The organism is Geminocystis sp. (genome assembly GCF_041753295.1).
GTDB lineage: Bacteria > Cyanobacteriota > Cyanobacteriia > Cyanobacteriales > Cyanobacteriaceae > Geminocystis.
The window spans coordinates 12,280-34,638 of record NZ_JBGSUU010000087.1; the positions used below are offsets into that span (position 1 = coordinate 12,280).

Here is a 22,359-nt window from a genome sequence, read left to right on the forward strand (position 1 = left end):
TACTAATGATTATGAATATACCGTTAATTGTGAAAATAGGTCGAAAAATTAATCGATAATTTCACCAGTTTTTTTCAGTTTTCTAACTTTTTTGCCTTCTTCCGTCAAGACGTAGCTAATACGACTAGCCACTTTTTCTTTTTCTGAGTAAAGCATTACTTTAGAACTATGAATAGGTGCTTCATAGGTACTAATTTGACCGCTTTCTCCCTCTTGTCTGGGTTTAACGTGTTTAGTTCTGATATTCACACCTTTAACGATGACGGTACTATCTTTAGGGATAGAGGTGAGAATTTCGCCTACTTTGCCTTTATCTTTTCCTGAAATAATTTGCACGGTGTCACCTTTTTTGACGTGCATTTTAAATCTGCCGGTAGCTGGTTTTTTCTTTTTTAATGATCTCATAATTTAGAGTACCTCTGGTGCTAGAGAGATAATTTTTGTAAAGTTTTTATCCCGTAATTCACGAGCCACAGGACCAAAAACACGAGTACCTCTGGGGTTGTTATCTTTGTTGATAATTACGGCGGCGTTATCATCAAAACGAATAGTCATGCCACTGTCACGACGTAAAGATTGTTTTGTCCTTACGATTACTGCTCTTACGATGTCGGATCTTTTAACTGCCATGTTAGGAATTGCGTCTTTAACTACGGCAATAATTACGTCTCCGATGCCACCATAAGTACAGTTACCAGTAGATAACACTCGTAAGCACATAATCTTACGCGCCCCACTATTATCGGCTACGTTTAGGTAACTTTGTTGTTGAATCATTCTAGTTAGTTATTTGATTGATTATGGGAATAAAGAAAACTATCATCGAACCTAAACCGCCACTGCTTTGGTAATTAGAATTTCTGCTAATTCCCAGCGTTTGGTTTTACTTAGGGGACGAGTTTCTCTGATTCTTACGCGATCGCCTTCTTTACATTGATTTTCGGGATCGTGAGCTTTATATTTTTTGGTTTTAACGACAATTTTGCCGTATTTGGGATGAGGAGAACGATTTTCGACAGCAACAACGGCGGTTTTATCCATTTTATTGCTAACGACTACGCCAACTCTTTCTTTAACTGCCATGGAATAGTTACTCCTTATGCTTGAGTAGTAGTAGCGGATTGAGCTCTTTCACGTTCACCTTGAACAGTAAACAATTGAGAAATCCAGTGTTTTGTGTGTTTAAACTCATGAGGTTTATCTAAACGCCCAGTAGTTTGTAATAGTCTTAATTGAAATAGCTTTTTTTTTGCGTTAACAATTTCTGCAGCTAATTCTTCATCGTTTAATTTTCTTGCGTCTGCAACTAAGGGAAGTGCCATAGTGACTTAATATTCCTCAGATCTGGTGATAAATTTGGTTTTGATGGGAAGTTTTTGAGCGGCTAAACGCATAGCTTCACGAGCGGTTTCTTCTGGAATACCAACAATTTCAAACATGATTCGTCCTGGTTTAACTACTGCGACCCAAAATTCAGGATTACCTTTACCAGAACCCATACGAGTTTCTGCAGGACGTTGAGTTACGGGTTTATCAGGGAAAATACGAATCCAGATTTTTCCGCCTCTACGGACATAACGAGTAATTGCCCGTCTTGCGGCCTCAATTTGACGAGCAGTAATCCAACAAGGTTCGATAGCTTGAAGACCATAATCCCCAAAACTAATGGTATTTCCTCTATAGGCATTACCGGTCATTCTTCCCCGATGTTGTTTACGGAATTTCGTTCTTCTTGGACTTAACATAATTTTTATAAAGTTAGGTGTTAGGTGTTAGGTGTTAGGTTTTAGAATTTGTTTACTATTGCCTATTGCCTGTTCACTACTCAGAGCGATCTTCAAATTTTTGACGACGAGGATTTTTACGTCCTTGTTTCGTACGATTGGGGTTATTTACTCTCAAGTCTTCTTCACCCGGAATAATCTCACCTTTAAAAATCCAGACTTTGATACCTAAAATACCGTAGATAGTACTAGCAGTTTTGTAAGAGTAGTCAATATCAGCTCTTAAAGTGTGTAGGGGAACACGACCTTCTCTGATCCATTCGGTACGAGCGATTTCAGCACCGTTAAGACGACCACTAACTTGGATTTTGATTCCTAATACTTCAGCTTTTTGAGCTCTTTGGATAGCTTGTCTAACAACTCGGCGGAAGGAAACCCGTCTTTCAAGTTGAGAGGTGATAAATTCTGCCATCAGAGGAGCACAAGCATCAACATTAGCAACTTCGATGACATTAACTCGAAACTGACGTTGATTTTTTAAGAGTGCTTGTAAGTCAGTGCGTAATTTTTCGATGCCTTGACCGCCTTTTCCTACCACGACACCGGGTCTAGCGGTATGAATGGAAAGATCAATCTGGTCTGCTTTTCGATCAATTTTAATTTCAGCAATACTAGCATTACTGAGATTTTTTTCGATGTACTGACGAATTTTATAATCTTCTTGAAGAAGTTGAGGATAGAATTTCGGTTCAGCATACCAACAGGAAGAGTGTTCCTTAGTATAACCGAGGCGAAAACCAATTGGATGTACTTTTTGTCCCATGTTATTTTTGTTGTTCCTTTTTCATGGTTAACTATATCGTAGGGGCAACTGCCACCGTAATATGACAAGTGCGTTTACGAATTTGATAAGCACGACCTTGAGCACGAGGACGGAAACGTTTTAAAGTAGGTCCACCGTCAGCAAAGGCTGTACTGATCACGAGGTTAGATGCTTCTAAACCTTGATTATGTTCAGCATTAGCTACAGCCGAGCGAAGAACTTTAATAATTGGTTCACAAGCACGATAAGGCATAAATTCGAGAATAATTAATGCTTCTCTGTAACTACGTCCACGAATTTGATCTAAAACCCGTCTCACTTTTGAGGGTGACATTCTGATATAACGAGCGATCGCTTTTACTTCTTGAGAGGTATCAACCTCTGGTTTTTCCTGTGTTTTAGCCATAATTATTAGGTGAAGTGTAAATTAAGAATTAGGAATTAGGAATTAGGAATTAGAAATTTGAGAATGAAAATAGTCTTTTTTCTGTTCTGCTGTTTTTCTGTTCTCCTGTTTTTCTGTTCTCCTGTTCTCCTAATTAATCTCTTAACGTCTTGCTTTTTTGTCACTTTTAGCGTGACCTCGGAAGGTACGAGTAGGAGCAAATTCTCCTAATTTATGACCTACCATTTGCTCGGTGACAAAGATAGGAACGTGTTGACGACCATTATGAACAGCAATAGTATGACCGATCATTTGGGGGATGATAGTGGAAGCTCTTGACCAAGTTTTTACTACTTGTTTCTCACCTTTATTGTTTAATTTTTCAATTTTGGTGAGAAGGCTATCCGCTATAAATGGTCCTTTTTTTAGTGAACGACTCATGAATTTTCCTTATTAATGCGGTTAAAATCTCGAAAGTGGTCTTATTTACCTTTATTGGCGTTACGACGACGAACGATGTATTTGCTACTAAGTTTTTTCTTCTTACGAGTTTTCTTACCTAGAGCAGGTTGTCCCCAAGGAGAAACAGGGCCAGAACGACCGATAGGAGCGCGACCTTCACCACCACCATGGGGGTGATCTACAGGGTTCATGGCGCTACCACGAACGTGAGGTCTGATACCTAAATGACGAGTCTTACCAGCTTTTCCGAGTTTGAGGTTTCTGGCTTCGATATTTCCTACTCGTCCGATAGTGGCATAACATTCTTTACGAATCATCCGCACCTCTTTAGAAGGTAACTTCAGGGTGACATAATCACCGTCTTTTGCCATTAATTGTGCAAAACCACCAGCGGCACGAACGATTTGACCGCCTTTTCCTAGGGTGAGTTCAATATTATGAATCTCTGTACCAAGGGGGATTTTTTCTAAAGGTAAAGCGTTACCAATTTCATAAGGAGCATCAGCACTAGCGATCAGGGTAGCACCTACTTCAATCCCAGCGGGGGCGAGAATATATCTTTTTTCGCCGTCTTCATATTGTACTAAGGCAATACGAGCGTTACGGTTAGGATCATATTCGATGGCTATTACTTGAGCGCTAATATCTCTTTTATCTCTTTTGAAATCGATAATCCGATAAAGTTTTTTGTGTCCGCCGCCACGATGACGACTGGTAATTACACCTCTGTTATTACGTCCCTTTTTACGATGGACATATTTTGTCAGAGACTTTTCAGGAGTGCTTTTTGTGATTTCTGCGAAATCTGAGCTTACTGCTTGTCTTCTGCCCGGTGTATATGGTCTATATGTACGAACACCCATAATTTAATTATTAATTATCAGTTTCTGTGAGCAATTTCCCATTAATCTCAAAAGATTATAAATCAGGGAAAAATGTACTTTGGAGAGAATCTCCTTGGGCGAGGGTTACGATTGCTTTTTTGTATTGAGGTTTATAACCAATACTTTGACCAACACGACGTTTTTTACGAGGTTGATTCATGGTATTGACTTTGACCACTTTTACTTCAAATAAACTTTCGATGGCCGCGCGGATTTCGGGCTTAGTTGCAGGTTTAACTACTTCAAAAGTATATTTGTTATCTTCCATCATATAAGTTGCCTTTTCGGTAACGATGGGGCGGATAACTATATCGGCTAATTCCGCAGTGTTTTTTCTGACTTTAGTTGTTTTTCCGTATCTACTATTCGCCACAATAAACCTCCTGTATTTTAGTAATAGCTTCAGAGGTAGCTACAATTTTATCAGCGTACAAAATGTCATAAATATTTAAACAGTCATGTCTAAGGAGTTTGACATTGGGTAAGTTGCGAACAGAGAGGTAAAAATTATCAGAGGAAAGATCTGTGGCAATCAACAACACTTTTTGACCACTAGGGATACCCCAACGACTTAAAGCCGCAACTACTTCTTTAGTTTTAGGAGCAGTTAATTGATCGGTGAAATTTTCAACAACAATAAGATCTTCAATACGACTAATAAAAGCAGTTCTTAAAGCTAATCTTCTTTCCTTACGGTTCATTTTGATGTTGTAGTCTTTGGGTTTTGGTCCAAAAATAACACCACCGCCACGCCATAAAGGAGAGCGAATAGAACCAGCTCTAGCTCTACCTGTACCTTTCTGCCGCCAAGGTTTACGACCACCACCACGAACTTCTGCTCTGGTTTTTGTGGATGCTGTACCCTGACGCTGATTATGTAGTTGACGAACTAAGGCACGATGGACAATGTGTTCTGCGTTTTCTTCTTTAGCGATGGCCATCTCTAAAGTAGTTTCGCCACTTTGTTCTCCTTGCCAATTTTTGACTACACAATTAACCATAATTTTTAAAAATGAAATTTCGTTTATCTTAACGGTGAGTTATCTTACTTTTGACCCACAATTAAAGCAGGAGTAATGCTCACTAAATTACCTGTTTTGCCGGGTATTGCTCCTTTGATGAGTAATAAATTACGCTCGGAGTCAATTTTTGCGATGGTTAATTTACGGATTTTTACGTTGGTGTTTCCATAACGTCCCGCCATTCTTTTACCGGGGTAAACACGACCGGGAGTTGTACCTGCACCTGTCGAACCGGGTAAGCGATGGTTTTTAGAACCGTGAGTCATATTACCTCTTTTGAAGTTATGACGTTTTTGATAACCAGCAAAGCCTCGTCCGATGGTTTTTGCCCCTACATCCACTAATGCACCTTCTTCAAATAAATCTGCTCCGATAGTTTGTCCGATTTCAAAGGAACTAACATCATCGAGACGATATTCTCTAAGGTGGCGTAAAGCAGGAAGTCCTTTATTACTTAAATGTCCGTATTCAGGACTGGATAAGTATTTATTAACTTCTTTAGGTTCTTTAGTGTTTAAGGTACGTTTACGATCAGGTACTTCGCTGTATCCGAGTTGAACTGCTGTATAACCGTCAGTTTCTTTGGTTTTGATTTGAGTTACTAAACATGGACCGGCTTGAACCACAGTGACAGGAATTGCGTTACCTGTTTCGGGGTCAAAGATGGTAGTCATGCCTAGTTTTGTACCGAGTACGCCTAAGCTCACGGGATCTGTCCCTCTAAATTGCTAAACAACAGGATTTGATTCAGAGAAAGAATTTTCTTTCCAACTGATTTTTTTGTGTGCACAGTAACTCCGAAGTTAGAATGGTAAGTCAACCTTAGTTACTAACTACTCAATTATGTCTTGTTTTGTGCAGACACTTTTAGTGACAACTAATCTCAACTTAAAGATTAGTAATAGCTTTTTTAAACTTAACAGACTTAAGATTTCGACTTGTAAGTCTTTTTACCTCAGTATCTTTAAGTGGCTATGTTTTGTAATTTTAGTCACAAACAATCATTATAAATGATAAGTGGCGCATAACGCAATAGTTTAATCGATCTTTTTTACAATTTTATGTTATTGGTTCTATGTTGCTAACAGTAACATTTTTATTGCAAAATTCTGATATTTGTTAATAAATATGTTTTGAGCATAAATAATTATTGTAAATTAAGACTAATATTTTTATAAACTAATAGTTGTATATAATTGTAAAAATAGTAAAAATTTTTGTAAAATGTCTTTAGTAAATTGGAATTTAATAGCCAAAATATCCACTCCGATTGGTTTAGTATTATTGGCAATATTAATTGGGCTTTTTATTGAAAATAGGTTAAAGTATTGGATAAAAAAAATAGATGATAATATTCCATTTGGGCAATATTCTTTTATTTTAAAATCCTTTGAAGGTATCATTTTTATTTGGTTTACCGTAGGAGGAATTGCCTTAGTTTTACCAAGTATTAATTTACCAATATCTTTAAATATTTTAATCCAAAAAATCTTAATAGTTATCGCTTTAACGATGGCAACAATTTTGGCTTCTCGTTTAGCAGTAAATTCTATTCAAGTTTATAGTTTAAAACATGAAACTACTGTTTCTTTAACATCATTATTTGAATATTTAACAAAGGTTTTAATTTTTAGTATTGGATTTTTAGTTATTATTCAATCTATTGGTATTCAAATTACAGCTTTAATTACCGCTTTTGGGGTGGGAAGTTTATCCATTGGTTTGGCATTTAAAAATACTTTAAGTAATTTAATCTCTGGGGTAAATATAATTGTTTCTCGTAAAATTCGCCCCGGAGATTATATAAAGTTTCAAAATGGCGAAGAGGGTTATGTTGTAGATGTTGAATTAAAATATACCTTAATTAAAGATATTTATAATAATGTAATTGTAATTCCAAATGGGCAAATTATTGATAGTAGTTTTCAAAACTATACTTTAGATAATCCTCAAATGTTATTACCAATTAAAATAGGAATTAGTTATGATAATGATTTGGTAAAAGTTGAAGAAATAACTTTAACAATAGCTGAAAATATTTTAAATATTATACAAGGAGGAAATAAAGAATTTAAGCCTTTTTTAAGGTATGATAGCTTTGATTATTATGCAATTAATTTAACAGTTTATTTAAAAATTAATGAATATTTAGATAGATTATTAGTTACTCACGAATTTATTAAGGAGATTCACAAAGTTTATAAACAAGAGAAAATTATTTTAGCTTTTCCTTTGATTAATCCTTATTTAAAAATAAATGATTCCCTAGAAAATGAATAGTTTTTAGAATCAATTTATAAGTTTTTCAAAAACATCAATTAAAGACTCAGAATTTTGATTAATTTCTGAATAATTATCTAATAAATTTATAATATTTTCTCTGAGATTATTTCCCTCATAATTAATCTTTTCTTCATGACTCATTAAATTTTCGATTAACTCATTTTCAATAAATTGGAATAACTCTTGATATTTTTCTTTTAATTCACTAGAGTTATTATCGTAAAATTCTTTTAAAGTTTCCTCTATAACATTAATAATTTTTTGATAGTTTAAGGTTATATTATCAATATCGGAAGAAATTTCATCTACTTCTGTTGATATATTTTTGTTTTTTTCTTCAATCAAACTATTTAGATTATCTTGATAGAAATTATCTAAGTTTTCTTGATTATCTTCTATGATATTTTGATAATTTTGTAATCCTCTCACCATTACATCTTTTATAAAAGTTTGAGTATTTATAAGTTTTGATTCTAAAGGTGGTTTTATTTCTGTAACTGTTTCATTAAATTTATTAACAATTTCTTCTAATTCTTCTAAAGAATCATTAATTCTATCGCTATTATTATTCATTTTATCCACTAAATTAATCACATTTTCTTTTTTTTCTGTGGTTAATTCTTCACTTTCAATCATAAACTCATCAATTTTGGTTGCTAAATTTTCTAACTCTTCTAACATTGCTTCTGTTTCTAACAAAAAATCTGCTGATATATTATCTATTTCCTCTAATAAAGATTCAGATATATTTTCTAAACTGACAAAATTTTCCTCCATTAATGATTTACTTTCTATCAAAAATTCTCCCAATTCTTCAATATCATTATAAGTTTGAGTTTTTTCTGTTTCAAAATCTAATAAATCTTGATAAATATTCATTACAATATCAATAAGTTTAGTCATTTTTTAACTCCAAGAAATAAATTAAATATTCAAAGATTCCTTCGCTTCTTCCATATCGCAGATTAATTTTTTAAGTTTGGGAATTGAGTCTTTTAGGTTTTCCCCATTATCGCAAAATGAATTATGAGATTCTTGTAAATTTGAATTATAGTCATCTAACTTAATTGAATTTTCTACCTCCTCAATAAAACTATTAATTTTTTCTTTTACTAAGTCGCTAAATTCTTTAACTTTTTCTTCACTTATTTCTCTAAATTCTGTTATTTGATTTTCGATATTCTCTAAACTATTATTTATCTCTTCTTTGAAAGTAATTTCTAAGGGATTTAATTCCTCAGACAAAATACTTTCTATATGATTATCAAGACTATTTTCTGTATTGTCTAAATTATCTTTAACATTTTCATTTTCAGACTGTATTAAATTTTGAAAATTGCTAATTTTATCATTAAGAATCTCAATTTCTTGTGTCATTTCTAACCATGAGATTTCTATTTTTTCATGATTATCATCTAAAGTTTGCCATAATTCATTAAAAGTATTTATCCCTTGAGTTAGTAGCTGTAAATGTTTACTTTTAAGAGTATTTAATTGCTCTTCAAATTTTACAAAATAATTATTTAAGGCTTCTATTATCGGCGAAATTTCTGCTTCTTGTTGTGTCATATTTTCGTCAAGTTTTTTTAACTTTTCAGCAACAAAAATAATTTTATTTTGTAACAAAGATTGTTGATTATTAATAGTTTCAGCAAAATCTTTTAATTTAGTTTTTATATCTAGCAATAAAGTAATAATTTCAGCTTGTTTTGCTTTATTATTATCTATTATTTCTATTATTTCTTCCTTAATAATATTCAATTTTTCCGTCATTTTATTTAACTCATCAGGAAGTTGTTTTTTTACTTCACTAATATATTCTAAACTGCTAATTAAATTTTCATCAATCATAATAATTTATTCCTCATTAAATAACAATACTATCTAAATTTTTATTCATTCTTTCTGCTATACTTGCTGTTTCTATTAAATCTTTAGCAATTATATTTATTTCTGTCAAGACATTAATTAAAACTTCAATATTTTGATAGTTATTATCATTTTGCTCAAAAAACTCTGACAATTCATTAATTAATTCTGTCATTTTTTCCTCTATTTCTTCATCTCCATTATTTTTTATTTCGTCTAAAGATGATTCACTGTCAATTTTAAATTGGGTTAATAAATCTGAGTTTTTTTCTATAAAATTTTCAGCTTCATCCTTTAATATTTGGCTAGTATCGTTAAAGCTATTTTCAATATTGATAATTTTTTCATCTTGAATGTTTGTTATTAAATTAGTTATTTTTTCTGATAATTCTGATTGACTATTATTAACTAAATCTATTATACTATTTGCTAAATTATCTGTATCATTAATCTCTTTTTCTAAACTATTATTAATGTTATCAATTAGTAACTGAAAAGGAGTAAAAGATTCTTCAATTTTTTCTTTAATTGTAGTTAAATTTTCTGGAGTAGTAACTATATTTTCATTATCATCGTTATTACTATTACCATAATCTCCCGCAATAATTTGTTGAATAATACTATCAATATTGTTAGACTTATTTTTAAGTAATTCTTGATCAAATTCTATTTTATTAATCAGATTTGGTGTTTGTTGTTGAGAAGTTTCTTTTATATCTGAAAGAGTAGTAACTAATTCATTTAAGATAGTTTTAAAATCTGTAAATTGTTGTAAAGTATCATCATTTTGATTATCTATATCTGTTTCATTTTCCGTGAATTTGTCTGTCAAATTTTGCAATAATTCATCTAACTGTTGATTAGTGTCGTTTAATTCCTCCGCTTTTTCATCAGATTCACCCGTTAAATCATCAAATAACTTAGTTAATTCCGCTAATTTTTCGTTAATTTCCTCCATTTTTGTTTCAGCTTCATCAACATCTTTTGACATTTCTTCCGCCCCTGATTTATTCTCCTCTCCGCCACTTTTTCCTCCCGATTTATTTTTATCTCCACTATCTTTTTCCTTACTTTCTCCTTTAGCGTCTTTATTCTCTCCTTTAGCCTCGTTATTTTTAGGAGATGACGCATTTTTTTCACTCTCAGAAGCAGATTTTTTCTCTCCTGAATCACCCGCAGATTTTCCCTGACTACCCGATGAAGTATCATTTTCTCCTGATGATGTTTTATTTTCTTTATCTTGATTATTTTTCTCCTCCCTAGAATTATCTTCATTAGACGGTGAGGGAGTATTATTAGCATTTTCAGAACCATTACTGAAATTGTTTAGTTTCTGTTGTGATTCTTTAATTTCTTCTTGGGTAGGCATTTCCCCTTGAGCGATTTTATTCGCCATTTGCCCAATATAATCACCCATTCCTTGAACTTTTGTCGCTTCTTCTCCCTCTAATTGTTGAGCCAATGCCAATAAATCAGTACTACTTTGTTGTAAACTTCCTGCTACATTACCCATTACTTCTTGGGCATTAACTTGAGAATTAGCTTTAAAACCAACACTAATTAAACTGCCTAAAACTCCTAATCCTCCCACGGCGGAAGCGACTATTTTTTTTGCATTTCCTGAAACTTCCATAATTTTTTTTAGTATTAATCAATAGATTTTATGATGTCTAAACTTTCGTCAGAAAGCTGTTTTATCTCTGTTAATTTATCATTATATTCTTGAGATTTCTCATTATTTTTGTCTATTATATCTATTAATTTTTCAGCTAATTTATTAATTTTATTATCAATATTTTTTGTTATCTCTTGATTATCTTCTATTTTTTTTATTAATTCTTCAATAACTTCTTGATTTATCTCTTTTTCTAAATGTTGATTTAAAGTTTTTTCCTGCTCATTATTTAAAGTATTTAAAGCTGATATTTGATTTTTAAGAGTATTAATTAATAGAGGAAAACTATTATTTAATTCTTGAATGTCACTATTTAAACTATTTTCAAAAGATGTCAAATTTTCTTCTATCTTATCTTGTTGCTCTTTAAAATCATTGCACCAATTATTACTTGTTTCTTGTAAATTATCTAAATTTAGAGTAGTTTCTTCTTCATAACTGATTAAGTCTTCCTCTAAAGTTTTAATATTATTTGACCAATCATTGATATTATTAAGTAATTGATTAGAAGCCGTTTCTATTTGATAATCTATATTATTAATTTCTTCTTTAAATTCATTATTTTTGTCTTTAAACTCAGTAATTAAGTTTTCGGTAACTTCATCAACTAAATTTATTTGTTGCTTTAATTGATTTAAAATTTCACTAGATGATATTTTTTCTTCTTTCAATTGAGTAGCTAAATCTAAGATTTTTTGCCCTAAATTGCTACTAATATTAATAGTATTTTCGTTAATATTATTGATATTTTCTTTCAAGGAGGTAATGGCTTTATTAATACTAGAAAAAGAAGTAGAAGAAGACTGAGTTTTAGTCTCCATCAACTCAAAATTTTCCGTCATTTGATCTATTAACTCATTTAATGTCATGATATTTTATAGATAGGATTAAGCAGAAAAAATTATTAATTGTTAATGATTAATTGTCAAATAATTAAACTTTTCCTAACAATTCCTTAACCTCGTCAAAAATGCCAAGGGCAGATTTTAAACCAATATTAGTAGTATCCATTGCTGTAACCACCGTATCTTTTGTCGTGTCAACAGTAGTACCCAAACCTGAAACAGTTTCACTAAGAGTTGTCAAAGCGCTTTCAATACCTTCGGCAGTAGAAAGTAAATCTCCAAAAATTCCTTCTACTTGTCCTGTAAAATCTTCTAAAGTAGAGTTAGCAGACTCTTGAGTATTGTTACTTTGTTCTTCTGCTTGAGTGGTGACATTAGCCGTTAATTCCTCAATTTGGGTAGAAAAATTAGAAACCATATCATTTAAACGAGAAATAGCATCTTGGGCAATCTGTTGCTCTGTTTCTGCGGTTTTTTCTTCGACTTGCTCTTGATTACTATTAACAGCACTTTGAAAATCGCTTTCTAACTTACCTTGAGATTCGCTAACAGTATCCTCTAAATCCTGTTGTACTTCTTCCACTTTGCTTTGTAAAGTTTCTAAGGCTTCTTTGATAGTATTAAAAACCTCTTGCAATTCCGATGATTTAGCATCACTGTCATCCTTTAACGCAGTAATTTCGGTTTTAGTTTCTTCTACTCCTTGACTAGCCTCTTCTTGAACCGATTGTACATTACTTTGTAAATTAGTTAAACCTTCTTTTAAACTATCCGTTTGGGTATTTAATTCCTCTCTAGCAGTGGAAATTTTATCTAATAATCCTTGAGCGCGGTTAGATAATTCATCCCAGTTATTGTCAAATTGCTCTCCAACGGCAGCTAATTTTTCCCTTGCTTGAGTCAGATTTTCTTCTGCTTCTTCCGCACGATTCAATAATTCTTGTAGTTGATTGACAGTTTCACCAATGCTATTTTCTAAATCTACAGCCATGATTTTTTCTCCTTTTAACAGTGAATAGTTTTTAATGAATGATTTGTCAGTTGTCTATTTGTAATAGTGTATGCTCTTTAGCCAAAAGAAACCCCAAATTTTTCTGCGGCTGATTTAACACTATCGATACCCTCTTCAATAGGCTCAATAAACACCTCTAATTCATCAATTAAATCTTTAACGATGTCACTAACTCCTGAAGATTCATTTTCCGCATCGGTAACTTTTTGTACCATTTCATCAATAGAATCCGTCACTTTACTCACCGCCGAGGAAATCAATTCTTGTAATTGCTCTTCAATTTCACTTTGTGCTTTATCCATTAAACCGTTAACTCCTCCTGACATTGCCTCAGAAGTTGAAGATAAAACCCCACTAAAATTCTCACTAACGCTAGTAAACTCTTGCGCCATAGTTTGAATATTACTACCAACGGTTTCTTGACTTTGGTTAACTTGTTCGCTAAAGTTACTCATCTCTTCTTCCATGCGACTGTTAACATCTTCTAATTTATCTCGTAAGCCTTCCATAACGCTAAGAGTACTTTCCATGGCTGCGGCTAATTGCTCTTGACTACCTTTGATGGCGTTTTGTGCTTCAGTTAAAGTAGTTTGAGTTGTTTCTTCTGTATCTTCAGTTGCAGTTTTACCCTCCTCAATTTGAGTTTTAAATTCATTCATTTTTGCCATCGCTTCGGTGATTTCAGCTACCATTTGTTGTTGTGCCTCATCTAAGAAAGAATTTAACTCATTAGCGGTATTTTCAAAATTAGTAACTTCGGTATCAGTTTCCGTTTGATTTTCCGTAATTTCGTCTTTCATAGCCGTTAAAGATTCTTGCACTTGTGACATAATCTCGGCAACTTGAGCTTGTTTTTCTTCCACATTTGTTACTAATTGATTGGCTTCGGCTTCCACTTCTTCGGCTAAAGTAATTAAATTTTCTAACCTTTCAGGAAACTGAGTTATCAACTGAGACAACATATTTAAACTATCCCCTAACTCACTCATAATTAAAACTCCTGTTAATAATTGATAATGTTATTAAAATAATTAAAAATCGAAAGCATCTAAAACAGCATTGATAGCACTTAACGCTGCTTTCGCCGCTACAATTTGAGGTAAAATAGGACTAATTGAGCCTGTTACGGAAGTGCCAACGGTTGTTGTTGCAATGCTTTCTACCATTTGCTCTGCTAACGCCGACACAGCGTCTTCCATGGCTTGTTGGAAAGACTCCGTTAATTCATCTTTCATGGTTTCCCCTGTTTGCTCAACTGTATTATCAAGAATTTCTTTTAAACGTTCTTGAAGTTGATCAGCTAAATCCATATTTTCATCACTGAAAGAAGAAAGTAAATCAGTAAAACCACTGGTTAAATCATCTAACTGAGAAGTTAATTCCGTTAATTGTTCTCCTGTCAAATTACCGCTAAAATCATTTAAGAGAGAATCTAATGAACTTTTATGAGTTTCTCCCACATTAGTGGCACTTTCTTCTAATTTACCCTCAGTTTCTTCCTGTGCAGAACTTAAATTATCTTGTAACCCTGAAACTTCTTCGGTAAAAGTATTAAAAAATTCTTCGACAGTATTACCACTTTCTTCTAAACCTGAAGTAAGACTAGTAATAGATTCCATTAAGTCACTAAAAGTATCAGCTAATTCAGTAAAAACTCCGTCTAAAGCCTCCTGTTGATTATCAACTTCTCCCTCCACTTCAGTTTTTTTATCTTCAATGGATTGATTAACTTCATCTAACTTAGCTTGTAACTGATTGAGAGTTTCTTGAAAAGTAGTTAATTCTCCCATCATTGCCTCAGAATCTTGGGTAAATTCTTCTTTAGAACTTTCAAAATCACTACTAGCGGTTTCTAAAATATTAGTTACATTTTCTTCACATTGAGTTAAAGACTCATTAGTAGATTCCAACTGTTGAGTAAAATCACCCATTTGATTATTCGCCACATCAAGGGATTTAAGTAATTCCTCTAACTTTTCAATAGATTCATCAATATTTTGCCCCATTACTTGAGTTTCAGCCATCACAAATACCTCCTTAAATTAGATATAAAATACACAAAAAAACCTTAACCTAAAACATCTTGAATCATGTCTAAAACGGGCTTTATCTGCTCAATTAAATCGGTAATTTCGCTTACTTGATCAACAATATCGCCAATACCACCTTCTAATAAATCTCCCGCTTCACTTCCAGCAGTTTCAAGGAAACCTAAAGCCTCCGTTAAACCTCCCGCCGATTCTGTTAAATCTCCCATTAATTCCTCTGTAAATTTAGAAGTTAAATTACTTACTAAATCCGTAGCTTGAGATTCAAGATTTTGTAATAAAGACTCACTACTTGATTGAGCTTGTTCTTGTACGTCTTCAAATTCACTTTGTAAACTTTCTAGTTTGCTGTTTAATTCCTCTGCTAAATCAGTAAATTGTTGTACAACATTCTCTGTTTGAGATTGGAAACTTTCTGTAGCTGTATCTACTGCACCATTCAATTCTTCAATGTTACTTTTAGCCGTCTCTTGATAATTTCCCAATTGTTCTTCCGTTTCTTTGATATTCTGGGAATATTGATCAAAATTAGATTTACTCTCCTGTGTTTGATTTTCAATTTCTGAGGCTATTTCTTCTTTTCTGGCAATAAAATCTTGTAATTTTGCTTGAAAATCCGTAATAGATTGATTAACTTGATCTGTAATTTCCGTAACTTTTCCGTCAAACTCTTCCATAATACTGCGAGTATTTTCCAACTCGGTTTCGAGGGTTGCTTCCGCTTCTTCAATTTCAGCAATCATCGCTTCCCACTTTGTTTGTGCTTCTTCTCCTGCTGTAGCAAGATTTTCTGCAATTTCTGTGGCTTTGGCAACTATTTCTTCTACTTGTTGGAAAGATTTTTCTCCTTCAGTAATTAATCCTTGTGCCCTTTCATCCACTTGTTCAATTAGAGCATTAATTTCTTCTGTAGCCATAAAAATCTTCTCTACTTTTGACTATGTTTAAATATTTAATTTTTTAAATAAATAAATACCAATCTTGATAATAGTATTTTTCAAAATTTATTTATTTCTAGTTTGAATTTTAACTCTAAATTTATTGATCGCCATCAATTTAAACAGAAAAATTAACTATTTTGTTACATAACTTTAAATAGGATAATTTTTGTTCTCTCCTATGGAAAATCACCAATAAAAGATGATTAGAATTGATGGAAAAAGTATCATTTATTTGAGGAGTTTAATAGTAATAAATGCTACTCACTCTTAAAAATCTCATCCCTTATCTAAGGACTCATTAAAGTTTGATGACAAATTCTTTATAAATTTTTAAGATATTTTCCCCAAAACCTGAAAGGTTTGTTAACCTAGTGTTCAGGGAAGACAAAGATTTGAAATTATAAAAAACTTATGTACTATCACAGACCAGAGCTTCTTAATATAAAAAAATATCTCTTGTGGATGTTATTTTCTGTGAAATTTATTACAATATCTGAAGATTTGACTAATAAAACTTCTTAATCCATTATTTTAAGATGTATTATTGGTTTAATTTTTGTTAGGAAGGATAAAACTAACATTATTCAGGGTAAACAGAAAAGTGTTACTGACCATAACTATTATTTTCTGCTCAAGATTCAGATTAAATTTTAATTTACATAGATAATCTTACAACCCTAGTTAACAAATCTTTCCCTGATAATTAGTAACTATACCAGACTGTGGAATATCTCCAAACCAGTCTTAGAAATTTACGTTAAATCGTTGATTTTCTTTAGATTTCAGGATTTTTCCTGATGAATATCTATCACAACACTATTTAAAATCGATGTCGATGGTTTTACTCAATTTTACTGACTCACTTTTTTCTGTTAATTCTTTTGATAGACAGATTTACTATGAGTGTCTCCATGAAATTGTCAAAGGTAAATCATAGATGATTTTGTGATGTTTGTGTTTTTACATTATATTTTGATTTGAAACATTCATCTTCTAGCTAAATTTTCAGAAGGAGTAAGAGGAAAACGGCATGACCCAAACACAAGAAATTTTCACCAGCATCTCACCCGTAAATGATTTTGAGGAAATGTTAGACTTTCATTCTCATGAGAATCGAAATGGATCTATCGTTGCTATAGAGGTTGAATTTAGTGATAGTATTACTGAAGTCGATTCTATTGGTGTGGCTAATCCTAATGGTAAAAAACCTCGTAAATTACCCGCTACTCGTCGTCGTGCGCAAACTAAGAAAAAACCTTTTACTGAAGATTCTATTCGTATCTATCTTCAAGAAATTGGTAGAATCCGATTACTTCGGGCGGAGGAAGAAATTGAGTTAGCCCGACAAATTGCTGATTTATTGGATTTAGAATATATCAGGGCAACTTTAATGGAACATTTAGGGCGTATTCCTACAGATCAAGAATGGGCGATCGCTTGTGATATTCCTGTGTTGCGTCAATTTAACCGCCGTTTACATATCGGCAGACGAGCAAAAGATAAAATGGTACAGTCTAACCTTCGTTTAGTGGTTTCTATCGCTAAGAAGTATATGAATCGTGGTTTATCCTTCCAAGATTTGATTCAAGAAGGTTCTCTGGGTTTAATTCGTGCAGCGGAAAAATTTGACCACGAAAAGGGTTATAAGTTCTCTACTTACGCTACATGGTGGATTCGTCAAGCTATTACAAGGGCCATCGCAGATCAGTCTCGAACCATTCGCCTTCCTGTCCATCTTTACGAAACTATTTCTCGCATCAAAAAAACCACAAAGATGCTATCTCAAAAAATGGGACGTAAACCTACAGAGGAGGAAATCGCTGAGGATATGGAAATGACTATCGAAAAGTTGCGTTTTATCGCTAAGTCTGCTCAATTACCTATATCCTTAGAAACTCCCATCGGTAAAGAAGAAGATTCACGCCTAGGAGATTTTATTGAAGCTGAAGGGGAAACTCCTGAAGATGAAGTATCCAAAAATTTATTGCGAGAAGATTTAGAAAATGTTTTAGATTCTTTAAGTCCAAGGGAGCGAGATGTCTTACGATTACGTTATGGCTTAGATGATGGGCGAATGAAAACTTTAGAAGAAATTGGTCAAATTTTCAATGTTACCCGTGAAAGAATCCGCCAAATTGAAGCTAAAGCGTTGCGTAAATTACGCCATCCTAATCGTAATAGTATTTTAAAAGAATATATACGCTAAATACTTAAAAAGTAGATAGGGAATGATTTAATCTTCTTCATTTCCCTTTATTATTATTTATTTTTGTTTGCAACACTACATTTAATTTTTTTAGACTCAGAGATAATATATCTAATTTACGGCGTTTAAAAATTTCTTACATCACCAATATTCTTAAGCATTTTCTTTTATTAAAAAGTGATTTATTGAAATAAAAAATGCTATTAATTAGTAAATATTTAAGAACTAAAAATGAAACCTTTAATTATTGTCTCTGGTTTAGGTTGCACTGGCTATAAAATTTATAATTTATTAAAGTTACAAGGTGCTGATGTAGTTGGTATTAGTGATCATGAAGTGACACAAAAAGGACATCGACCCATCACTATCAAACCAGATGATAAAATTATTGTAGGGAATTTACGCTCATCTCAAGTATTGCTAGAAGCTGGAATCAAAAAAGCTAGTACGATTGTCTTAGCTAATAGTGATGACGCTCTGAATGTGGCAATTTTAACTCAAGCTAGAATCTTAAATCCCAAAATTCGCATCATTAATCGTATTTATAATCATACTTTAGGTGCAAGATTAGATCATACTTTAGTAGATCATTTTAGTATGAGTGTCCCATCTTTAGCTGCTCCTATTTTTGCTTTTTCGGCTTTGGGAAATCAAGCTATTGGACATTTAAAATTGTTTGAGGAAACATGGGCTTTACAAGAACAAATTATCAGTAAAGAACATCCTTGGTATGGATTAACTTTAACACAGTTATGGGACAATCTTGATCAAATGTTAATCTATTATCTGCCCAAAAATAGTGAAATTGACCTTGTGTCAGGGGTAGTAAATCATCAAAAATTAGAAGTAGGAGATCACATAATATTAGCAAATAAGGCAAAAATTAAGCGTAAACGTAGTTTTTTTCTTTTTAATTGGTTAAAGGCTTTTTTGAATATAAATACTTATAAACAATATGCCAAATCCATGATTGTGGTGACATTAATTTTATTAACTTTAATTTTTTTAGCTACTTTTACTTATTTATGCGTCAACGGAGGCATTTCCCCCGTAGATGCACTTTATTTTAGCGTTGGCATGATTACAGGTGCTGGAGGAAAAGAAGAAGTAGCCGAAAGTGCTCCAGATATAATTAAAGTTTTTACCGCCGTTATGATGATTGTTGGTGCGGGAATTGTAGGTATTTGTTACGCTTTAATCAATGATTTTGTTTTGGGTAGTCGATTAAAACAATTTTGGGATGCCGCTAGAGTGCCAACGAAAAATCATTATATTATCTGCGGTTTAGGTAATGTTGCTATGGAAATTGTCCGAGAATTACATCGACAAGGCCATGAAATTGTTGTTATCGAACCAGATCATAATAACAGATTTTTACAGTATGTGCGATCGCTTAAAATTCCTGTCATTGTGGAAGATGCTTCTTTTGCAGAAACTTTACAAGGTGCAAATTTAAAGGGGGCAAATGCGATCCTTGTGGTAACAAGCAATGATATGATTAACGTTGAAATTGCCTTGACGGCAAAAGCCTTAAGCCCAAAAATTCCTACGATTTTAAGAGTACAAGATAATCAATTTGCTGAATCAGTCAAAGAAGTATTCCAATTTGAAAATGTTTTATCTCCTACCGAATTAGCTACTTATTCTTTTGCAGCGGCAGCATTAGGAGGTAGAATTTTAGGAAATGGTATGACAAATGATTTATTGTGGGTAGCCATTGCCACTATGATTACACCTAATCATCCTTTTTGTGGAGAAATTGTCCAAGAAATAGCGCGTAAAGCTGATTTCGTTCCTCTTTATATCTCCAGAGGGGATAATAATTTACATAGTTGGAATTTGCTGGAAACGAAGCTAACAGATAATGATGTGTTATATTTAACCATTCCAGCTACAAAATTAGATCAACTTTGGCGACTCCCTCCAACTTCTCCTTTACTGATTCACTCTTTATTTCCTCAGAAACAGTCATAATCATCAAGGTATCTAGCTATGTGTTTAATGATTCCCGATGAAAATCATAATTTTTGGACAATAAGGAATAGTTATGTCCAAGAGTTAGTGATATTATCGATTAATTGTATCTTGTTTATTGATTATGCGCATTTACGGCAATAGAGAAATTAAGACTCTTTCAGGAAAGGACACTCGACCTACTACATCAAAAGTACGAGAGGCTTTATTTAATATCTGGCAGGATAAAATAGCATCTGCGTCATGGTTAGATTTGTGTGCAGGAAATGGTACAATGGGGGCAGAAGCCTTATGTAGAGGTGCATCAGAAGTTATTGGTATTGAAAAATCATCCTTAGGTTGTCAAATTATTAGAGAAAATTGGCAAAAAGTAGCACAAGAAAATCAAGATTTTAAAGTTTTGAGAGGTGATATTTTACACAGATTAAAAGGTTTAAATGGACGAAAATTTGATTTAATTTATTTTGATCCTCCTTATTACTGTAACTTTTATGATGATGTCTTAAATGCTATTTATGATTATCAACTTTTACCGTCAAATATTGGGGAAATTGCCGTAGAGTATAATCCCAAAAAATCTTCTCTTAATGAGAAACATAATTTGCAATTAATTCAAACTAAATATTATGGTAATATAGCCCTTAATTTTTATCAACATCCTTATCCATAAATTCTCATTGAACGTCTTATGTGATAAACTATATTTATTAGTTAATTACTCACTATTTTATGGTTAATCGATTAAGACAAGAAGATACTTCATTAACTACCGTTGATTATAACTTTTTATTAGAGCAAATTTTACGACACCTTGAGGAATTTAATCCCTTTATTTTTTCTAGTGATAATCAAAGATTAAAGATTGATATAGATGAAATTGCCTATCAAATAGCTATGTCTGACAAGGTAAATTTCCCCGCTAATTTGCAAAAAAGCGATCGCCTTGTTAGTATTAATTTAAAAGAAAAAAGTGTTGATAATTTTATTGACTTAGTGAGGAAGATAGAAGATAAACTGGAGGCTTTGTTATTAGTAAGTAATAATAAAAATCAACCCTTAGAAAAAACTATCCAAAATTTATTAACCGATTTAACTAAATGGAAAAATATTAAAGAAAAAGGTTTTAAATATGGTTTTAATGATGTAAATAATATTAGAAAGCAAAAGTTATATATTCCCAAGCAAGAAGAAAAAACTCCCAGTAAATCTATTTTAAAACTTCATCTCTTAACGATTAAAGTCAATAATATCAATGAGTTTGAAGAAGAAATTAAAAAAAGTTTAAAAGATTATGTAGAAACAATTTTTAGCAGTATTGACTCAGATACCTATGAAGAATTACAAGAAAACTTAGAAGAATTTATTAACTATAAACAACATCATAAAAATAATCAAAAATCTCCCATAAAAAATTTAATTGACTTAGTTAAAAGTGAAACCATTGCTAGACTGAAAAAAGAAGCAAAGATTTGTTATTTAAAATATATCTTACAGCAACTTGATCTTAATAAATATGAAAATGCTATTTATTTACAAGACTTAATTAGACGACTCAATTTATTAGAAGATTATTTGAATGATAAGGAAAAAGGAGAAGGAGATTATAAAGTTAATTATGAGGGATTCGAGGTTAGTTATCGAGATTTATTCGCCTTAGGAGAAACTTACGATATTTTACCAATAATTCCTATGGTAGAAGGTTATTTAGGCGAAAATAGTAACGAAACCAAAGGAGAAAAAACTTTTACTTTTGCCTTAAAACTGAAATTAAATGGAGAGGTAAAAAATCAGGGAGAAAAGGGAGAAACAATCTCAAGTTTTGACTATTACTTAACTTTACTAAATCCTGAGAGTAAACAACATAAAGAAGAAATCAAAAAAGGAGAGTCTGGGAAACATAAAATTTTAAAAATTGCTTTATTATTTACTTTTATTTTTGCCTCTCGATTAGATGTTAAGGGTAATAATTATGAGATAAAAAACGAGTTGACATATAATCCCCAAGAATTTTGGGAAAACAATGTCATAGAAATATTGAAAGGCAGTGATGAAGAAAAGAAAAAAGAAATTTGGCGTTGCTGAATTAAAGTATGATTTTTAGATAAGGTGATGCCGAAGGCACGCTACGCGCACGTATCTTTATTACTCTCTTAAATTATCACAGAGGCGTGCTGTGTACCAGAGCCGACGAGCGATCGCTCGTAAC

General features: G+C 32.4%; 25 protein-coding genes. 5 read left to right on the top strand and 20 right to left on the bottom strand.

From position 1 onward, the window contains the following. Positions 1-48: 48 nt before the first annotated feature. The 12 genes from rplX to rplC all read right to left on the bottom strand — a co-directional run bounded on the left by rplX (position 49) and on the right by rplC (position 6,007). Positions 49-405, bottom strand: a complete 357-nt coding sequence (gene rplX, locus ACEW8E_RS10110; protein WP_373480223.1) for a 50S ribosomal protein L24 — start codon at positions 403-405, stop codon at positions 49-51. Positions 406-408: 3 nt separating this feature from the next. Next, on the bottom strand, positions 409-777 hold the full coding sequence (rplN, locus tag ACEW8E_RS10115) for a 50S ribosomal protein L14 (RefSeq protein WP_373480224.1): 369 nt from the start codon (positions 775-777) through the stop codon (positions 409-411). A 51-nt stretch (positions 778-828) separates the two neighbouring features. Further along, positions 829-1,083: a 30S ribosomal protein S17 gene (gene rpsQ / locus ACEW8E_RS10120; protein WP_373480225.1), complete on the bottom strand. Its 255-nt coding sequence runs from the start codon at positions 1,081-1,083 to the stop codon at positions 829-831. 14 nt (positions 1,084-1,097) lie between these two features. After that, positions 1,098-1,322 (bottom strand): 50S ribosomal protein L29, encoded by a 225-nt coding sequence (gene rpmC / locus ACEW8E_RS10125; protein WP_373480226.1) that lies wholly within the window; start codon positions 1,320-1,322, stop codon positions 1,098-1,100. Between the two features lie 6 nt (positions 1,323-1,328). After that, a complete protein-coding gene (gene rplP / locus ACEW8E_RS10130) occupies positions 1,329-1,745 on the bottom strand; it encodes a 50S ribosomal protein L16 (RefSeq protein ID WP_373480227.1) in 417 nt (138 codons plus the stop codon). Positions 1,746-1,821: 76 nt separating this feature from the next. Next, on the bottom strand, positions 1,822-2,547 hold the full coding sequence (gene rpsC / locus ACEW8E_RS10135) for a 30S ribosomal protein S3 (protein WP_373480228.1): 726 nt from the start codon (positions 2,545-2,547) through the stop codon (positions 1,822-1,824). A gap of 31 nt (positions 2,548-2,578) precedes the next feature. After that, positions 2,579-2,953, bottom strand: a complete 375-nt coding sequence (gene rplV, locus ACEW8E_RS10140) for a 50S ribosomal protein L22 (protein WP_373480229.1) — start codon at positions 2,951-2,953, stop codon at positions 2,579-2,581. A gap of 141 nt (positions 2,954-3,094) precedes the next feature. Continuing rightward, positions 3,095-3,373 carry a 30S ribosomal protein S19 gene (rpsS, locus tag ACEW8E_RS10145; RefSeq protein ID WP_066344209.1) on the bottom strand — a complete coding sequence of 93 codons (279 nt, stop codon included), beginning with the start codon at positions 3,371-3,373 and terminating at the stop codon, positions 3,095-3,097. Positions 3,374-3,414: 41 nt separating this feature from the next. Further along, positions 3,415-4,257: a 50S ribosomal protein L2 gene (gene rplB / locus ACEW8E_RS10150; protein ID WP_373480230.1), complete on the bottom strand. Its 843-nt coding sequence runs from the start codon at positions 4,255-4,257 to the stop codon at positions 3,415-3,417. A 55-nt stretch (positions 4,258-4,312) separates the two neighbouring features. Next, on the bottom strand, positions 4,313-4,651 hold the full coding sequence (locus tag ACEW8E_RS10155; RefSeq protein ID WP_373480231.1) for a 50S ribosomal protein L23: 339 nt from the start codon (positions 4,649-4,651) through the stop codon (positions 4,313-4,315). Next, complete coding sequence (gene rplD, locus ACEW8E_RS10160; RefSeq protein ID WP_373480232.1) at positions 4,641-5,279, bottom strand: 50S ribosomal protein L4; 639 nt, start codon at positions 5,277-5,279, stop codon at positions 4,641-4,643. The genes ACEW8E_RS10155 and rplD overlap by 11 nt, the downstream gene beginning before the upstream one ends. Positions 5,280-5,323: 44 nt before the next feature. Then, positions 5,324-6,007, bottom strand: coding sequence for a 50S ribosomal protein L3 (rplC, locus tag ACEW8E_RS10165; RefSeq protein WP_373480233.1), 684 nt, complete (start codon positions 6,005-6,007; stop codon positions 5,324-5,326). Positions 6,008-6,524: 517 nt separating this feature from the next. On the opposite strand from rplC, the gene ACEW8E_RS10170 reads away from it, so the two are divergent. Then, on the top strand, positions 6,525-7,580 hold the full coding sequence (locus ACEW8E_RS10170; protein WP_373480234.1) for a mechanosensitive ion channel family protein: 1,056 nt from the start codon (positions 6,525-6,527) through the stop codon (positions 7,578-7,580). Positions 7,581-7,589: 9 nt separating this feature from the next. Here the strand turns inward: ACEW8E_RS10170 and ACEW8E_RS10175 are convergent, their stop codons facing one another. The 8 genes from ACEW8E_RS10175 to ACEW8E_RS10210 form a co-directional block, all read right to left on the bottom strand. Continuing rightward, the gene (locus tag ACEW8E_RS10175) at positions 7,590-8,486 is read right to left on the bottom strand and encodes a hypothetical protein (RefSeq protein ID WP_373480235.1); all 897 of its coding nucleotides are present in this window, start codon (positions 8,484-8,486) and stop codon (positions 7,590-7,592) included. 21 nt (positions 8,487-8,507) lie between these two features. Next, a complete protein-coding gene (locus ACEW8E_RS10180; RefSeq protein WP_373480236.1) occupies positions 8,508-9,434 on the bottom strand; it encodes a hypothetical protein in 927 nt (308 codons plus the stop codon). A gap of 16 nt (positions 9,435-9,450) precedes the next feature. Continuing rightward, complete coding sequence (locus ACEW8E_RS10185) at positions 9,451-11,085, bottom strand: hypothetical protein (RefSeq protein WP_373480237.1); 1,635 nt, start codon at positions 11,083-11,085, stop codon at positions 9,451-9,453. A 14-nt stretch (positions 11,086-11,099) separates the two neighbouring features. Continuing rightward, a complete protein-coding gene (locus ACEW8E_RS10190; protein WP_373480238.1) occupies positions 11,100-11,996 on the bottom strand; it encodes a hypothetical protein in 897 nt (298 codons plus the stop codon). Positions 11,997-12,060: 64 nt separating this feature from the next. Next, positions 12,061-12,963: an apolipoprotein acyltransferase gene (locus tag ACEW8E_RS10195; RefSeq protein ID WP_373480239.1), complete on the bottom strand. Its 903-nt coding sequence runs from the start codon at positions 12,961-12,963 to the stop codon at positions 12,061-12,063. Between the two features lie 77 nt (positions 12,964-13,040). Continuing rightward, positions 13,041-13,973, bottom strand: coding sequence for a hypothetical protein (locus tag ACEW8E_RS10200; RefSeq protein ID WP_373480240.1), 933 nt, complete (start codon positions 13,971-13,973; stop codon positions 13,041-13,043). 42 nt (positions 13,974-14,015) lie between these two features. Beyond that, positions 14,016-15,008 (bottom strand): hypothetical protein, encoded by a 993-nt coding sequence (locus ACEW8E_RS10205; protein ID WP_373480241.1) that lies wholly within the window; start codon positions 15,006-15,008, stop codon positions 14,016-14,018. A 44-nt stretch (positions 15,009-15,052) separates the two neighbouring features. Continuing rightward, positions 15,053-15,949: a hypothetical protein gene (locus tag ACEW8E_RS10210; RefSeq protein ID WP_373480242.1), complete on the bottom strand. Its 897-nt coding sequence runs from the start codon at positions 15,947-15,949 to the stop codon at positions 15,053-15,055. Positions 15,950-17,003: 1,054 nt separating this feature from the next. On the opposite strand from ACEW8E_RS10210, the gene rpoD reads away from it, so the two are divergent. The 4 genes from rpoD to ACEW8E_RS10230 all read left to right on the top strand — a co-directional run bounded on the left by rpoD (position 17,004) and on the right by ACEW8E_RS10230 (position 22,235). Next, complete coding sequence (gene rpoD, locus ACEW8E_RS10215; RefSeq protein WP_373480243.1) at positions 17,004-18,179, top strand: RNA polymerase sigma factor RpoD; 1,176 nt, start codon at positions 17,004-17,006, stop codon at positions 18,177-18,179. A gap of 231 nt (positions 18,180-18,410) precedes the next feature. Continuing rightward, positions 18,411-20,153 (top strand): TrkA family potassium uptake protein, encoded by a 1,743-nt coding sequence (locus ACEW8E_RS10220; protein WP_373480244.1) that lies wholly within the window; start codon positions 18,411-18,413, stop codon positions 20,151-20,153. A 124-nt stretch (positions 20,154-20,277) separates the two neighbouring features. Beyond that, positions 20,278-20,823 (top strand): 16S rRNA (guanine(966)-N(2))-methyltransferase RsmD, encoded by a 546-nt coding sequence (gene rsmD, locus ACEW8E_RS10225; protein WP_373480245.1) that lies wholly within the window; start codon positions 20,278-20,280, stop codon positions 20,821-20,823. Between the two features lie 59 nt (positions 20,824-20,882). After that, positions 20,883-22,235: a hypothetical protein gene (locus ACEW8E_RS10230; protein ID WP_373480246.1), complete on the top strand. Its 1,353-nt coding sequence runs from the start codon at positions 20,883-20,885 to the stop codon at positions 22,233-22,235. Positions 22,236-22,359 lie beyond the last annotated feature (124 nt).

Excerpts from the sequence above, each read along its gene's own strand:
- rplX (WP_373480223.1), bottom strand. The coding sequence starts at position 405 with ATGAGATCATTAAAAAAGAAAAAACCAGCTACCGGCAGATTTAAAATG.
- rplN (WP_373480224.1), bottom strand. The coding sequence starts at position 777 with ATGATTCAACAACAAAGTTACCTAAACGTAGCCGATAATAGTGGGGCG.
- rpsQ (WP_373480225.1), bottom strand. The coding sequence starts at position 1,083 with ATGGCAGTTAAAGAAAGAGTTGGCGTAGTCGTTAGCAATAAAATGGAT.
- rpmC (WP_373480226.1), bottom strand. The coding sequence starts at position 1,322 with ATGGCACTTCCCTTAGTTGCAGACGCAAGAAAATTAAACGATGAAGAA.
- rplP (WP_373480227.1), bottom strand. The coding sequence starts at position 1,745 with ATGTTAAGTCCAAGAAGAACGAAATTCCGTAAACAACATCGGGGAAGA.
- rpsC (WP_373480228.1), bottom strand. The coding sequence starts at position 2,547 with ATGGGACAAAAAGTACATCCAATTGGTTTTCGCCTCGGTTATACTAAG.
- rplV (WP_373480229.1), bottom strand. The coding sequence starts at position 2,953 with ATGGCTAAAACACAGGAAAAACCAGAGGTTGATACCTCTCAAGAAGTA.
- rpsS (WP_066344209.1), bottom strand. The coding sequence starts at position 3,373 with ATGAGTCGTTCACTAAAAAAAGGACCATTTATAGCGGATAGCCTTCTC.
- rplB (WP_373480230.1), bottom strand. The coding sequence starts at position 4,257 with ATGGGTGTTCGTACATATAGACCATATACACCGGGCAGAAGACAAGCA.
- rplD (WP_373480232.1), bottom strand. The coding sequence starts at position 5,279 with ATGGTTAATTGTGTAGTCAAAAATTGGCAAGGAGAACAAAGTGGCGAA.
- ACEW8E_RS10170 (WP_373480234.1), top strand. The coding sequence starts at position 6,525 with ATGTCTTTAGTAAATTGGAATTTAATAGCCAAAATATCCACTCCGATT.
- ACEW8E_RS10175 (WP_373480235.1), bottom strand. The coding sequence starts at position 8,486 with ATGACTAAACTTATTGATATTGTAATGAATATTTATCAAGATTTATTA.
- ACEW8E_RS10180 (WP_373480236.1), bottom strand. The coding sequence starts at position 9,434 with ATGATTGATGAAAATTTAATTAGCAGTTTAGAATATATTAGTGAAGTA.
- ACEW8E_RS10185 (WP_373480237.1), bottom strand. The coding sequence starts at position 11,085 with ATGGAAGTTTCAGGAAATGCAAAAAAAATAGTCGCTTCCGCCGTGGGA.
- ACEW8E_RS10190 (WP_373480238.1), bottom strand. The coding sequence starts at position 11,996 with ATGACATTAAATGAGTTAATAGATCAAATGACGGAAAATTTTGAGTTG.
- ACEW8E_RS10195 (WP_373480239.1), bottom strand. The coding sequence starts at position 12,963 with ATGGCTGTAGATTTAGAAAATAGCATTGGTGAAACTGTCAATCAACTA.
- ACEW8E_RS10200 (WP_373480240.1), bottom strand. The coding sequence starts at position 13,973 with ATGAGTGAGTTAGGGGATAGTTTAAATATGTTGTCTCAGTTGATAACT.
- ACEW8E_RS10205 (WP_373480241.1), bottom strand. The coding sequence starts at position 15,008 with ATGGCTGAAACTCAAGTAATGGGGCAAAATATTGATGAATCTATTGAA.
- ACEW8E_RS10210 (WP_373480242.1), bottom strand. The coding sequence starts at position 15,949 with ATGGCTACAGAAGAAATTAATGCTCTAATTGAACAAGTGGATGAAAGG.
- rpoD (WP_373480243.1), top strand. The coding sequence starts at position 17,004 with ATGACCCAAACACAAGAAATTTTCACCAGCATCTCACCCGTAAATGAT.
- ACEW8E_RS10220 (WP_373480244.1), top strand. The coding sequence starts at position 18,411 with ATGAAACCTTTAATTATTGTCTCTGGTTTAGGTTGCACTGGCTATAAA.
- rsmD (WP_373480245.1), top strand. The coding sequence starts at position 20,278 with ATGCGCATTTACGGCAATAGAGAAATTAAGACTCTTTCAGGAAAGGAC.
- ACEW8E_RS10230 (WP_373480246.1), top strand. The coding sequence starts at position 20,883 with ATGGTTAATCGATTAAGACAAGAAGATACTTCATTAACTACCGTTGAT.